The organism is Microbacterium sp. (assembly GCF_052099035.1).
GTDB lineage: Bacteria > Actinomycetota > Actinomycetes > Actinomycetales > Microbacteriaceae > Microbacterium.
In genome coordinates this window covers 1-14,272 of sequence record NZ_JBQDSX010000004.1, presented here as the reverse complement: position 1 = coordinate 14,272, position 14,272 = coordinate 1, and the positions used below count along the sequence as shown (strand labels likewise).

Annotated in this window: 11 protein-coding genes and 1 riboswitch; of the genes, 7 read left to right on the top strand and 4 right to left on the bottom strand. The window is 67.6% G+C overall.

From position 1 onward, the window contains the following. Nucleotides 1-6 precede the first annotated feature (6 nt). A riboswitch (ZMP/ZTP riboswitch) is annotated at nucleotides 7-91 on the bottom strand. Nucleotides 92-165: 74 nt separating this feature from the next. The 6 genes from ACTIAO_RS02340 to ACTIAO_RS02315 all read left to right on the top strand — a co-directional run bounded on the left by ACTIAO_RS02340 (nucleotide 166) and on the right by ACTIAO_RS02315 (nucleotide 7,596). Then, a complete protein-coding gene (locus ACTIAO_RS02340; protein WP_441904713.1) occupies nucleotides 166-1,683 on the top strand; it encodes a family 20 glycosylhydrolase in 1,518 nt (505 codons plus the stop codon). After that, on the top strand, nucleotides 1,680-2,828 hold the full coding sequence (nagA, locus tag ACTIAO_RS02335; protein WP_441904712.1) for an N-acetylglucosamine-6-phosphate deacetylase: 1,149 nt from the start codon (nucleotides 1,680-1,682) through the stop codon (nucleotides 2,826-2,828). The genes ACTIAO_RS02340 and nagA overlap by 4 nt, the downstream gene beginning before the upstream one ends. Before the next feature lie 355 nt (nucleotides 2,829-3,183). Next, nucleotides 3,184-5,343 carry a sigma-70 family RNA polymerase sigma factor gene (locus tag ACTIAO_RS02330; RefSeq protein WP_441904711.1) on the top strand — a complete coding sequence of 720 codons (2,160 nt, stop codon included), beginning with the start codon at nucleotides 3,184-3,186 and terminating at the stop codon, nucleotides 5,341-5,343. Nucleotides 5,344-5,352: 9 nt separating this feature from the next. Then, nucleotides 5,353-5,724: a YrdB family protein gene (locus ACTIAO_RS02325; protein ID WP_441904710.1), complete on the top strand. Its 372-nt coding sequence runs from the start codon at nucleotides 5,353-5,355 to the stop codon at nucleotides 5,722-5,724. Continuing rightward, a complete protein-coding gene (locus tag ACTIAO_RS02320) occupies nucleotides 5,721-7,082 on the top strand; it encodes an FAD-binding oxidoreductase (RefSeq protein WP_441904709.1) in 1,362 nt (453 codons plus the stop codon). Before ACTIAO_RS02325 ends, ACTIAO_RS02320 begins: the two co-directional genes overlap by 4 nt. Then, complete coding sequence (locus ACTIAO_RS02315; RefSeq protein WP_441904708.1) at nucleotides 7,075-7,596, top strand: NUDIX hydrolase; 522 nt, start codon at nucleotides 7,075-7,077, stop codon at nucleotides 7,594-7,596. The genes ACTIAO_RS02320 and ACTIAO_RS02315 overlap by 8 nt, the downstream gene beginning before the upstream one ends. Here ACTIAO_RS02315 and nagB read toward each other — a convergent pair. Genes nagB through ACTIAO_RS02295 form a run of 4 tightly spaced genes read right to left on the bottom strand, consistent with a single transcriptional unit; the run spans nucleotide 7,593 to nucleotide 13,798 of the window. Then, the gene (gene nagB / locus ACTIAO_RS02310; RefSeq protein ID WP_441904707.1) at nucleotides 7,593-8,372 is read right to left on the bottom strand and encodes a glucosamine-6-phosphate deaminase; all 780 of its coding nucleotides are present in this window, start codon (nucleotides 8,370-8,372) and stop codon (nucleotides 7,593-7,595) included. The two genes, ACTIAO_RS02315 and nagB, sit on opposite strands and share 4 nt — an antisense overlap. Next, the gene (locus ACTIAO_RS02305; RefSeq protein WP_441904780.1) at nucleotides 8,365-9,297 is read right to left on the bottom strand and encodes an ROK family protein; all 933 of its coding nucleotides are present in this window, start codon (nucleotides 9,295-9,297) and stop codon (nucleotides 8,365-8,367) included. Before ACTIAO_RS02305 ends, nagB begins: the two co-directional genes overlap by 8 nt. 14 nt (nucleotides 9,298-9,311) lie before the next feature. Then, nucleotides 9,312-10,499, bottom strand: coding sequence for an ROK family protein (locus ACTIAO_RS02300; RefSeq protein WP_441904706.1), 1,188 nt, complete (start codon nucleotides 10,497-10,499; stop codon nucleotides 9,312-9,314). Between the two features lie 5 nt (nucleotides 10,500-10,504). Further along, a complete protein-coding gene (locus ACTIAO_RS02295; protein WP_441904705.1) occupies nucleotides 10,505-13,798 on the bottom strand; it encodes a family 20 glycosylhydrolase in 3,294 nt (1,097 codons plus the stop codon). A 51-nt stretch (nucleotides 13,799-13,849) separates the two neighbouring features. Here ACTIAO_RS02295 and ACTIAO_RS02290 point away from each other — a divergent pair, with 51 nt between their 5' ends. After that, a complete protein-coding gene (locus ACTIAO_RS02290) occupies nucleotides 13,850-14,257 on the top strand; it encodes a RidA family protein (protein ID WP_441904704.1) in 408 nt (135 codons plus the stop codon). Nucleotides 14,258-14,272: the final 15 nt, after the last annotated feature.

Below are 14,272 nucleotides of genomic sequence, written 5' to 3'. Positions count from 1 at the left end.
ATGGATGTCATCGGCCCAGGCGCGCGGTCGAATTTCCGTAACGGTCGCTCCCCGGTGGTGACCCACCCAGACGCCAGTTGCGACGGTTCGAGCATACCGGAATCACTCGCTCACGAACAGCGTGCGCGCTTCGCCGTTCGGCCCTCTTCAGAGTACCTTTTGTTCATGGTCCTTCCTCTTGTGCCGCTGCCTTCCTCCGTCGTCGAACGTCCCGGCGCGCTCGTGCTCGCACCGAGCGCGCGCATCGTCGCCGATGACACAGCGGATGCCGCGGCATCCGTCCTCGCGGACGTGATCGCCCAGCGCACCGGGAGCCGCCCCGAGATCGTGACCGGCTCCGCGCGCCCCGGGGACTTCGTCCTCCACCGCAGAGCCGGCACCGACGACGAAGCGACCGATGACGAGAGCTACACCGTGCGCATCGGCGACGACGTGCGGATCGAGGGGTCGGCCACTGGCCTCTTCTACGGCATCCAGACCGTCCGTCAGCTGCTCACGTCCGAAGGCGATGGCTGGATGCTGCCGCATGTCGAGATCGACGACGCACCGCGTTTCGAATACCGCGGTGTGATGCTCGACGTCGCGCGCACGTTCTTCGATGTGGAGACGGTGAAGGCGTACATCGAGCGCGCGTCGTCGCTCAAGTTCAACCGACTTCACCTGCATCTCACCGATGATCAGGGCTGGCGGCTGCAGATCGACAGTCGCCCTCTGCTGACCGAGAACGGATCGGCGACGGCGGTACTCGGCAGGCCAGGAGGCTTCTATACGAAGGACGACTTCCGTGAGATCGTGCGCTACGCGAGTGCGCACCACATGATCGTCGTGCCCGAGATCGATCTGCCGGGACACACGCACGCGATCGGCCTGGCCCACCCGGAGATCATGGAGGCGCCGGTCATGAACGACGCACTCCTCGCCCAGGCGGCGGAGCTCGGACAGCCGCTGCCGATCGCCGGCGAGCCCTACCTCGGCTGGGGTGTCGGGCACTCCTCGGTGAAGATTCATGATGAGCACACCTGGGAGTTCCTGCGCGACGTTCTCTCCGAGGTCGCCGATCTCACCCCCGGGCCCTACCTGCACGTCGGCGGCGATGAAGCGCTCGGCACGGCGCCTGCCGACTTCAATGCCTTCATCGAGCAGGTCACAGCGCTCGTGGCTGGACTCGGCAAGACACCGATGACCTGGCACGAGGCCGGATCCGCACTGGTCGCAGAGGGCACGATCGGGCAGTACTGGGGCAGCGTCGCACCGTCCGCCGCGCACGCTGCGGAGGCGCGGCGCTTCACCGAACGCGGGGGCGGGCTCGTCATGTCGCCGTCCGACACCGCGTATCTCGACCAGAAGTACGACGCCGACTTCACGGTCGGCCTCGACTGGGCCTCGCTCATCAACCTGAAGACCGCATACGACTGGGAGCCGACGGCGATCATCGACGACCTCTCCGACGACGCGATCCTCGGCGTCGAGGCTCCCTTGTGGAGCGAGACGATCGCGTCCCTCGCCGACATCGACCAGCTCTTCTTCCCCCGCGCGGCCGCTCTCGCAGAAACAGGCTGGTCGAGGGCCGACAGTCACGATTGGGCCTCATTCCAGTCACGCATCGCCAGTCTCGATGCCGTGTGGGATGCCGCACAATGGGGAGGTCACCGCCCGACCGAGATCGCCTGGAGCAACCGATGACGAACACTGTGATCCATTCCGCGCGTCTGATCACCGACGGCGCTGAAACCGCGGATGCCTGGGTGCGATTCAACGACGGATTCGTAACGGATGCCGGGACCGGCCCCGATCACCCGGAGGCTGAAACGGTCCTCGACGCGACCGAGCTCGCAGGTCCTGGTGCGATTCTCACGCCCGGGTTCATCGATATCCACGGACACGGCGGCGCCGGAGCGTCCTATGACGACGGGGCCGACGCGATCCGCACAGCCCGCGCCATGCACCGTGCCCATGGCACGACCCGCGCCGTGGTCTCGCTCGTCACCGCGCCGATCGCCGATCTTGCTCGTCGCGTCGGTGAGATCGCCGATCTCATGCAGACGGATGCTGACATCCTCGGCTCGCACCTCGAAGGACCGTTCCTCGATGTCGCACACCACGGTGCGCATGAGCCGTCGCTCCTGCGTGCTCCCGCAGCCGCCGACGTGCAGCAGCTGCTCGATGCCGGGCGGGGCACGGTCTGTCAGGTGACTCTCGCTCCCGAGCTCGCGGGCGGGCTCGACGCGATCCGCCTTATCGTCGCCGCCGGAGCGGTCGCCGCGGTCGGCCACACCAGCGCGGATGCCGCGCAGACCGCGGCTGCGTTCGAGGCGGGTGCCACGATCCTCACGCATGCGTTCAACGCGATGCCCGGCATCCATCACCGCGCCCCCGGCCCCGTGCTCACTGCCGCGGCCGATCATCGTGTGGTGCTCGAGGCGATCGCCGACAACGTTCACCTGGACCCGAAGGTCATCAAGCTGCTGTTCGACTCGGCCCCCGGCCGGGTCGCTCTCGTGACGGATGCCATGGCCGCTGCCGGCAGCGCCGACGGCCAGTACGACCTCGGTGCAGTCCGGGTGACGGTCACGGATGGCATCGCACGCGCCGATGACACCGGCTCGATCGCCGGATCGACGCTCACACAGGATGTCGCGCTGCAGCGCGCTGTTCATGCGGGTGTCGGGCTGGTCGATGCGGTGCGCGCGCTCACCCAGACGCCGGCGACCGCGATCGGCTTCGGCGAACAGCTCGGGCGGATCGCACCCGGGTTCATCGGCGATGCCGTGGTACTCGATGCGCAGTTGCAGGTGAAGCACGTGCAGACCGGCGCAGCGCTGTCCTGATCCCGGGAAGGGCCGCCTTCCCCAGCGGCGGCCCACCGTCCCTCCGGACAAGAGCGGGCGACTCGGGCTCTCCTCCCCCGAGGACCCCGAGTCCACCCGACCGGTGCGTTTCCCCAACACTCCGGCGCCGAACTCCGCCCCCCGGGGGAGTTCTGTGGCTGTCTCTTACTGATGAGACGACGATCGGGACGATTCATTACGCGATTCGTGAAAAAGATTTGAGAATCTGCTTCGAGTTATCCACAGGGGTGGCCACGCTCAAAAATTCGAGAGAGAATATCCGAGGCGCGTGAAGAAGAAACCTACTCACGCGTCTCTTCATGTGGAGGCACACGACACGCCCCACAACCGATGGATGACAGTGCACAACGACGAACCTATTGAGACCGAAACGGCAGCCGATGCCGACCTGATCCTGCGTACGCGCTCAGGAGACGGAGCCGCGTTCGGTGAACTCTGGCGTCGGCACTATCCCTCCGGCATGGCGGTCGCACGTTCCGTCACCTCGAGCATCGACCCTGACGATCTTGTCCAAGAGGCGTATGCCCGCATCTACCAGGCGGTCCTCAAAGGCGGGGGGCCGAACGGCTCCTTCCGCGCGTATCTGTTCACGAGCATCCGCAACACGGCCGCGGCTTGGGGACGCACCCGCCATGAGACCGCAATGGACGAGCTCGAGACCTTCCCCGATCCCGACAGCACCGAGCAGGCATCGAACGAGGCGCTCGATCGCGGACTGACCGCGCAGGCGTTCCGTAGCCTTCCGACCCGCTGGCAGGAGGTGCTCTGGTACGCCGAGATCGAGCAGATGAAGCCGGCCGCCATCGCACCGTTGCTGGGCATGAAGGCCGGCGCCGTCTCGCAGCTCGCATTCCGTGCGCGTGAAGGTCTGCGCGAGGCGTGGGTCCAAGCGCACCTCCGCAGCACGGCATCCGATTCGGAATGCCACTGGACCATCGATCGTCTGGGTGCCTATTCACGCGGAAACGTCAGTACGCGCGACCGCAAGCGCATCGACGAGCACCTCGAGAGCTGCGCCCGCTGCCTCATCGTCGCCGGCGAAGCAGGCGAGGTCTCCAGCCGCCTCGCACTGGTGATGTTGCCCCTCGTCCTCGGCATCGCCGGAGCCGGTGGCTACACGGCAATGCTGCAGACCGGTGGTGTCCCCGCGGTGGCTGTCGCCGCCATGCCGTCCAGCGTGATCACGGGCGGGGTCGTTGTCGGCGGGCCCGTACCGGTGGGAGCAGATGGCGCGGCTGGCGCAGCCGGAGCCGGCTCGGCCGGAGGAGGCGCCTCGGGCGGAGCGATCACCGGAATCGGCGCGTTGGTCGGTGCCGGTTCCGCGGCACTCGTCGTCGCTGGAGTGGTGGCTGCGGCGACCATCATGCCCGGCCTTCTGAATGCCAGCCCGGTCACATCACTCCCCGGTGCTAGCGGCACGGGAGATTCATCGATCTCGTCAGACGTCACAGCGGACGACAGCATCGACTCCAGCGACAAGCTCGTCCTCGAAGTGACTGAGGACAAGCCAGACGAAGACAGCCCGAAACCAATTCCGAAGCAGCCCGCCCCGCCGCCCGTCGTCGAAGACGCCCCCGTTGCGACGGAAGCCTCGACACCCGTTGCCGAAGAGCGACCCGGCGACGGCGAGGGAAGCATCGTTACGCCGCCGACGATCCCCACCGATCCGCCGGAGCCCGAAGGTGGCGACGGTGACGGCGAAACCGGTGGTGGAGAAGGCGAGACGACCGATCCCGGCGAAGGCGAAACCAACCCGGGCGAAGGCGAAACTGACCCCGGAGACGGCGGCACGACGGATCCCGGAGACGGCGGCACGACCGACCCCGGCGAAGGTGGAGAGACCGATCCTGGCGAAGGCGGGGAGACCGATCCTGGAAACGGTGAAGAAGCGCCAGATCCAGCAGGTCCCACAGAATCAGTGACAGTCGTTGAAACATCGGTCTCCATCGACAGCGCATGGAAGACCCACCTCAGCATCACCGTGCAGGGGGTTCCTGGTACCACCGTGCAGGCGCTCATCAACGGTTGCACTGCCGGCGCCGATCAGATCGTTCTCGATGTGGCGGGGACTGGCGTCCTCGACCTGCGGCCCACCCTCCCCCAGATCCTGAGCAATGCGAAGGTCACCATCCACTACCTCACCGATGACGGCGTGGAGCACCCGCTCACATCCTCGCTGTTGGCTCTCGGACTCACCCGCAGCGTCGCGACCGAAGCCGCTGCCACCGCTGAGAAGCCGACAGCGGTCCAGACCGCGCGTCCCTCCGAGAACACGGAGCCCGAGGCAGTTCCCACCGAGGAGCCCACCGCAGAAGACGCCGACGCCGACCTGGCACCGATCGAGGAACCCGTCGTCGAAGACCAGCCCGTCGTCCCCGAGGAAGACGCCCCAGCCGAGGAAATCCCGGCCGAGCAGACCGCTCCCGTCGACGAGGAGCCGACGCCGCTACTCGCCGAAACCGCACCGGCCGAGGACACCGTACCGGCCGAATAGACTGGGGTCATGCCCGAAGCCGTTGATGCCGTCTCCGACCCGAACCGTCCCGGGATCACTCCCCTGGAGATCATCCGGACCATCGTCCTGATCGTCGCACTGGCATCTCTGGCTCTCTGGGGGTTCACGATGTGGCCGTTCCCGTGGGGCCTGGTCTTCGGCATCGGCACTCCCGCCGTCGTGCTGCTCATCTGGGCGCTTTTCCTCTCCCCACGATCTATGCTGCGGCTGCATCCGTTCATCCGCGCGATTGTCGAACTGCTCATCTACGCCGGCGTCACGCTCGCGTGGTGGACGATGGGTCAGGCCTGGGCGGGCATCGCCTTTGCTGTAGTCGCGGTGGCCTGCGGTCTTGTCACGGGTCGGAGAAACCTGCAGTGACCGTCGCTGCGGCCCTGCGGGACGCACTCGGTGACCTCGTCGATGTCACCGGAACCACCCTTGAGGCTGCACGTAGCGACCGTTCCGGGCACAGTTCGCCCGGCCAGCCGCTCGCCGTCGTGCACGCCGAGACCGTCGAGCACGTGCAGCAGACCATGCGGATCGCGACCCGGACCCGTACACCCGTCGTCGTACGCGGCGCCGGCACGGGCCTGGCCGGTGCTGCGAACGCCGGACCCGGTGAGATCGTGCTGTCCACCATCAGGATGAACCGCGCGCTGGAGATCCGCCCGGATGATCTGATCGCCGTCGTCGAACCCGGAATTCTCAACGCCGAGCTCAATGCGCAGCTCGCCGAACAGGGACTCTGGTGGCCGCCGGATCCCGCCAGCCGGGAGATCTCCACCGTCGGCGGCAATATCGCCACCGGTGCCGGTGGGCTGCTCTGCGCGAAGTACGGTGTCGTGCGCGATGCCGTACTCGGTGTCGACCTCGTGCTCGCCGACGGGCGCCTCATGCATCTCGGTCACCGCAGCGTGAAGGGCGTGACCGGACTCGATCTCACCTCGCTCGTCATCGGTTCGGAGGGAACGCTCGGCGTCGTCGTCGGGGCGACCCTCAAGCTCCGGCGCGTCGTCGAAGGCGAGACATGCACGCTCACCGCAGTGTTCCCGAGCGTGCGGGCGGCGGCGGCCGGCTCCGCAGCGGTCACGGCATCCGGAATTCAACCGGCGATCATGGAGCTCATCGATGCGACGAGCCTCGCTGCCGTCCACTCGTACCTGTCCCTGCCCGCTCCCCCGCCGTCGACATCTCAGCTCACGATCCAGACCGACGGACCCTCCGCCCGTGTCGATGCCGATCGCATCGCCGATGTGCTGCGCGCCGCCGGTGGCGGCGTGACGCTGACTTACGACCATGACGAGGGCGAGCGTCTGCTCGCGATCCGTCGCGCGATGCACGGCGCGTTCGCGCATCTGGGCACGACTCTCATCGAAGACGTCTCCGTGCCCCGCAGCGCTCTGCCGGAGATGTACGACGAGATCGCCCGGATCGAACAGCAGTACGGATTGGTCATCCCCGCGATCGCACACGCCGGTGACGGCAATCTGCACCCGAACTTCATCTTCGAGGGCGAGGAAGTACCCGACGTGGTCTGGGCCGCCGCCGACGATCTGTTCCGCTCGACCATCCGATTGGGTGGCACGCTCACCGGAGAACACGGCATCGGGATGCTGAAGAGCCGCTGGCTCGCCGAGGAGCTCGGCGAGGATCAGTGGGAGCTCCAACGACAGATCAAACGAGTGTTCGATCCGCTCGGCATCCTGAACCAGGGAAAGGTGTTCGACCGTGCCTGATATTCATGTCAGCGCCGCGATCATCCACGACCGAGACGGTCGCGTGCTCGTGGTTCGCAAGCAGGACACGACCGCGTTCATGCAGCCGGGAGGAAAGCCCGAGGCCGGCGAGAACCCGGCGCAGACATTGATCCGCGAGCTCCAGGAGGAGCTCGCCCTGACCGTCGCCGAGGGCGATCTGCGCCCACTCGGCCGGTTCATCTCAGCCGCGGCGAACGAGCCGGGCCACCGAGTGATCGCGGATGCTTTCGCATTCACGATCGATGCGGATGCCGTCACCGTTCAGGCTGAGATCGCGGAGCTGCGCTGGATCAGCCCCGAGCACATCGGCACCCTCGAGCTCGCGCCGCTGAGCCTCGAGCATCTGCTGCCGATCGCCTGGCCGGCCCTTCGACAGGCTCAGGGACCGGAACGACAGGCTCAGGGGCCGGCCAGGGCAGCTCAGGGACCGACCAGGCAGGCTCAGGGGCCGACGAAGCAGGCTCAGGAACCGACCAGGCGGGCTCAGGCTTAGAGACCCTGCCAGGCGGGCTTGTTGTCGAAGGCGTGCCGGTAGTAGTCGGCGAGCTTGAGCTGTGATGCCGCGGCCTCGTCGACGACCACTGTCACGTGCTCGTGCAGCTGGATGGCGGAGCCCGGCAGGATCGCACTGAGGGGACCCTCGACGGCCGCTGCCACGGCTCGCGCCTTGCCCTCGCCGAAGGCGAGCAGCACGAGGTGGCGTGCGCGCAGGATGGTGCCGAGGCCCTGCGTGATGCAGTGCATCGGCACATCATCGATCGAGTCGAAGAAGCGCGCGTTGTCCGTGCGGGTCTGCTGGGTGAGCGTCTTCACGCGCGTGCGGGATGCGAACGACGAGCCCGGTTCGTTGAACCCGATGTGTCCGTCGGTGCCGATTCCGAGGATCTGCAGGTCGACGCCTCCGGCGGCCTCGATGGCGGCCTCGTAGTCGGCACCGGCGTGCTCGACACCGTCGTTGGCGCCATTGGGCGTGCGAATCCGGTCGGGGTCGAGGCCGAGGGGTTCGACGACTTCCCGAGTGATGACCGAGCGGTAGCTCTCGGGGTGAGCGGGGTCGATGCCGACGTACTCGTCGAGCGCGAACCCGCGCACCTGCGATACGTCTGTGCCCGCGAGCCGGCCGTGCAACGCTTCGTACACCGGGAGCGGAGTCGATCCGGTGGCAAGCCCGAGCACGGCATCCGGGCGGCGCGCGATCAACCGCACGATCTCATCTGCGACCAGCGCTCCGGCAGCTGCGGGGTTCTCGACGATGACGACTTCAGCCATGGATGGCGATCTCCTGTTCGGGGGCGTGCACTCCGACCAGCGCGGCGCCGAGGGCGGCCGCAGGGGAACCGGAAGGAAGTAGTTCAATTCTCTCATCGAGCCGCAGCGACCGCAGGAACGGTGAGCCGTCAGCATCCGTCATGAGGGCAGTGCGGATGCCGTCGCCGAGGCGCGTGCCGAGCGCGGTGATCCCGCCCCCGATGACGACCGTCTGCACATCGGTGCTGAGGATGAGGACGCGAACCGCGGCGGCAGCGCCGCGCACGAGATCGCCGCGGAGCACGAGGGCCTCCGGGTCGCCGCCCTCTGCCGCGTCGAAGATGTCGCGTACGGGGAACGCGCCGGGATGCCCCCAGGCACGTGCGAGCGCACCACCGCCACAGAGCGTCTCGATGCAGCCGCGCTGACCGCACGTGCACAGTCGCCCGGCAGGATCCACCGAGATGTGTCCGACTTCTCCAGCTGTGCTGTGTGCGCCGCGCCAGATGCGACCGTCCACGACGATGCCGGCTGCGACCCCGGTGCCGAGGTTCAGATAGGCCATCGATGATCGGGCATCCGATCCGCGCAGAGCCGCGGCGCCGAGCGCCGCCGCCTTCACGTCGTTCTCGACCGCGACCGGTACGCCGAGTCTGGCACCGGCTCGTGCGGCCAGGTCCAAGGATTCCACCCCGAGATTGACCGCGTGCAGCACGTGGCCCTTCGTCGAATCGACCAGACCGGGGATGCCGACGCCAACGCTGCGCACATCGGAGAAGTCGAAGCCGGCCTCCTCCTGCAGCTCGCGAACGCTGTCCACAACATCGGTCACGACAGCTTCATCGCCGTGACCGGTCGCGCGGCGGATGCGTCCGAGGATCTTATCGCTGCCGTCGACGGCCACGGCATCCGTCTTGGTACCGCCGATATCAAGGCCGATACGAATGGCCGCTGCTGCCACTAGGAGACCCCCAGCTGTCCTGAGAGCACCATGACCGCAGTTCCGCGCAGCACGATGTCTTCCTGACGGGTGAGCCGAATCACGACGTCGTCGAAAACGCCTTCCAGCGTCCGGGAACGCAGCGTCTCTGTGGCTGCGTCGATGAGCGGCCCGCCAAGGAGGTCAGATGGCCCGGAGACCACGACCTCGGACAGATCCAGCGCTGTGATGATCGGAGCGATCGCGATCGCCATGCGCGTGCCGGCATCACGCAGAATCTCTTCGCGGGACTCGGGGCGCGCGTCGACCTCGTCGCGCAAACGGGTGACGCTGAGCCAGGCTTCCAGGCATCCGTCCCTGCCGCAGACGCAGTGCGGTCCCCCGTCGGTGCCCACGACGACGTGTCCGATCTCACCCGCCGCGAATCGGCTGCCCATGAGCGGCTGGCTGCCGGAGATGAGACCCGCACCGACGCCGACGCCGATCTTGATCAGGATGAAGTCGGATCGGGCATCTCCGAAGGTGTATTCCGCGAGAACCGCGGCGTTCGCATCGTTTCGTGCCAGCACGGGCAGCTCGAGATCGCGGCCGAGCCTGGCTTCGAGAGGAAAATCGGTCCAGCCGAGGTTCGGTGAATTGAGCACGACGCCGTCCGGTCGCACCACACCGGGGGTTCCGATGCCCACTCCGAGCAGCGCTGCGGTGGAGACGGCCATCAGTTCACGGCTGAGCTCGAGCACGGCGTTGTACGCGGCATCCCCGTCGGGCTGAGCAGGACGAGCGACCTCGCGACGCTCCACGACGTCGCCGTCGAGATTCAGCACCGCACCGCGGAACACCTCGGCGTCGGAGAGATCAAGCCCGATGATCTGATGCCCCAACCGGTCGATATCGATCAGAATCGGCGGCTTCCCCGGACCCGTCGTCTCACGGATGCCGAGTTCGACGACGATTCCGTCGGCGATGAACTCCGCTACGAGGTCGGAGATGGTCACGCGGGTGAGTCCGGTCTCGCGCGAGAGATCCGCGCGGCTCATGGAACCCGCGTGATAGAGGGTCTGCAGGACGAGCGCCCTGTTGTGTCCACGCGCGTGCTCCGGGAGCACTTTGGTGCGCGATCGCAGGGATCGGGCCGGGCCGAAGGCGTGCGGCGTTGCGCTGACGTGTTCGGCAGCGCTCGACTGCCTCGGCTCACCCGAATCGGACATGTTTGTTAGTTCACCTTACGAACAGGGGTCTGCGCAAGTCGGAGTTCTTCTACGAGCTCCGTCACGATCTGCTCGCGGTCGGCGATGCTGATCGGCTTCCCAGGGATGCCGGGCCGACGCTGATCGGGTGTCGGTCCGTCGAGCTGACGATACTGCACTCCGGCGGCCGAAAGTCGCTCGAGATGCGTCGGAAGACGCCGGAGGAACGCATCGAAGTCACCGGGCGCTCCCCCCGCCCAGAGCCGCTCGGCGACAGCGCACAGGCGCGGGAACGCCGCGAAGTCGACCCGATCGCGGGTCGGCAGGTGCTCAGTCCAGATATTGGCCTGTCCGCCCATGACCCCCTCCGGCAGGCTCAAGTTGTACACGCGCTCCAGCGTCAGAGGCGGACCGACCGGCACCGGTTCCTCGGCGGAGTCCGACTGGCGGTAGTCGAGGTAGACATTCAGGTCGGGACACCCGACGACCGGGATTCCGCGGCGCAGTGCCTCTGACATCGCAACCGGCCCACGCCAGGCGAGAATCGTGACGTCATCGGGCACATCCCCGGCGAGCACCTCATCCCAGGCGAGCGCGGTGCGCCCGCGCGAACGAACGTGCTCGACGAAGTGGCGCGTGAACCACGGCTGCACATCGTGCGGTGTCGCGAGGCCGAGCTCCTGCATCCGCTCGGCCGCTGCGGAACTGCGCGCCCATTCCTCGACCGGTACCTCGTCGCCGCCGATGCCGATCCACGGCGAATCGAACACGTCGCACAGCGCATCGATGGCCGCCCGGCCGAAGGTCAGAGCCTCCTCCGTGGGGGCGAGCACGCGCGGATTCACACCGAATCTCTCCCAGGGCTCGGTCACAGGATCACCGATGTCGATATTGCCGAGTGCGGGGTATGCGGCGAGCGCGGCCTGCACATGACCGGGCAGCTCAACCTCGGGCACGAGGGTGACGAAGCGCTCGGCTGCGTATGCGACGAGTTCGCGGAGCTCGGCGGTCGTGTAGAAGCCCGCGTGCACGCCCGGTTCGACGGTCGCGAGCGGTCCGTGGCCGCGCTGCGTGGCTTCGCGGCGGGCACCGATCTCGGTGAGCCGCGGATATCCGGGCACCTCGAAGCGCCATCCCTGATCGTCGGTGAGATGCAGGTGCAGCACGTTGAGGTGATGGGCGGCGAGCAGATCGATGAGGCGCCGAATGTCCTCGGCCGGCCGGAAGTGCCGTGCCACATCGAGCATCGCACCCCGCCACCCGAAGGCCGGCTCTCCCTGCCAGGTGCCGGCGGGGATGCGCGCGCCCCGAGAGGGCAGTTCAGCACGGTGCGAGCGCTCGGCACCGCGCCCAATTGCCCTTTCGGGCGCGATCAACTGGCGCAGGGTCATCGCGGCGCGGAACGCCCCGACCGGGGCGCCCCCCAGAAGTGTGATTCGTTCCGCCGTCGCATGGATGCGGATAGCCTCGTCGCCGCCGAGGCTCTCGTCCACGCGCAGCTCGATCGCGCGTGCATGCGCGTCCACGTGCTCGCTGAGCCCCAGACTCTCGCGCAGGATCGCAGCAACACCCGCCAGCGCATCCGGCGCGATCACGGCGGCGCCGGCGTGCAGCACGAAAGCCTCGGCCTGCGCATCGATCTCAGCGGCGATCAGCGGCACGGTCGCACGGTGAGGAGGCGGCGGCATCCGCAGCGCGTGACCGGGCGTCGCGCCCGTGACGTCGCTGCCGGTGACCACCGCGACGCCGGCGACGAGCACTTCGATGATTCCGGTCGGCTGCGCACGCGGGTCATCGAAGGTGGCGCCCGCGGCGACAGTATCGGGATCGAAGAGCACGAGATCGGCCGTCGCTCCCGCACGGATCCCGCCACGCGGCGCATCCCCCCGGTCGAGGCCGAGCCGGCGTGCAGGGGCCCCGGAAAGGTGCCGCACCGCCTGCTCGAGGCTGAGGATGCCGAGTTCGCGCACGTAGTGCCCGAGATAGCGCGGAAATGCGCCGAAACCACGGGGGTGGGGTTTCGCGCCGATGAGGATGCCGTCACTGCCACCCGCATGCGCCGGATGCTGCATGATCTCGCGGACGTTCTGCTCGTCGCCGATGTGCATGAGGATGCCGGTGGCTCCGGCATCCGCGACGATCGTGTCGAGTACCACGTCGACAGCGCGCCGTTCCTCGTCCGCGGCGATCTCGGCGACGGTACGGCCGACGAGGCCGGCGAGTGCGGGGTTCGCGGTCCCCGAGATCTCGATCTGCGACCAATCCGCGCGCTCCCCGTGGAAGCCATCGCATCCGATCTCCTCGAGTTCGACGCGCACCTGCTCGCGCCCCGCGGGATCGAGCGCCCTGATACCGGCGATGAGGTCTCCGCCACCGGCGAGCCGACTCGGCAGGAGGGCGGCGAGCGTGGTCGCGCCCGGCAGATACGGGTAGGTGTCGAGGGTCACGTCGACGCCGTCCGTGATGGCCGCATCGACCAGCGCAAGCAGGTCCGCTGCCCGCCCGCGATTGGGGGCGAAGTTCATCGTGGCGTGGGTGAGGTGGACAGGACAGCCCGTGCGGCGGCCGATCTCGAGCACTTCACGGTACGCATCCAGCGCTCCCCCGCCGTAGCTGCGCGTATGCGGCGCCCAGTACCCGCCGCGCTCGGCGACAACACGGCAGAGTGCCTCGAGCTCGGAGGTCGAGGCGTACATGCCGGGCGTGTAGGTCAGCCCGCTCGACATTCCGAACGCTCCGGCATCGAGTGCTGCGCCGAGGAGATCGCACATCGCGTCGAGCTCGGCCGGAGTCGCCGCCCGGTTCTCATGGCCGACCGTCATCATCCGCAGGTTTCCCTGCGGCACGAGCACGGCAACATTCGCCACAGTCGCCGCATCGATCGCAGCGAGCAGGTCGCCCATCGTGCGCCACGGTGCGCGGTCGACCATCCCGTTCCACCCGGCGATCTGCGCGGGAATGACGGATGCTGAGGCGTCATCGAGCGGTGCGTAGCCCAGTCCATCCTGACCGATGACCTCGGTGGTGACGCCCTGCCTGACCTTCGCCTCATGCGCGGCACCGGTGAGTACGGCGAGGTCACTGTGCGCGTGCATGTCGATGAATCCGGGCGCAAGGACCAGACCCCGTGCGTCGATGGTGACGCTGCCATCAGGGAGCTCCAGGGGCCGCGGGTGCTCCCGGGGGATGACGGCGACGACGCGCGCACCCTCGACGGCGACATCCGCTTCGTATCGATCAGCGCCAGTGCCGTCGATGACCGTGGCTCCCCGGTAGACGCGTATGCGTCCGGCAGCAGCCTGCTGCGCGCTCAGAAGCATGGCGCATCCGTAATTAGTAGAGGCATCTAACAAGATTACTAGGATGAAGAGATGACCACGAAGACCCGCATCACGACCGACGCCGCTCCCGCCCCCGCACACACCTTCTCGCAGGGTGTGCGCAAGGGTCCGTTCGTTCAGGTCTCCGGCCAGGGACCGGTCGATCCGGTGACGAATGAGTACCTTTTTCCCGGCGACGTCGCCGCGCAGACGACACGCACGCTCGAAAATGTGAAGGCGATCGTCGAGGCATCCGGAGCGAGCTTCGATGACGTCGTCATGCTGCGCGTCTATCTCACCCAGCGGTCGGACTTCGCCGCAATGAACGACGCCTACGGCGCCTTCGTCAACGCACACAGCCCCAGCGGAGTGCTCCCCTCGCGCACCACCGTCTTCACCGGCCTCCCCCGCGAAGAGATGCTCGTCGAGATCGACGCGATCGCCATCGTCGAAGGCTGATCCACCCGCCGCTCT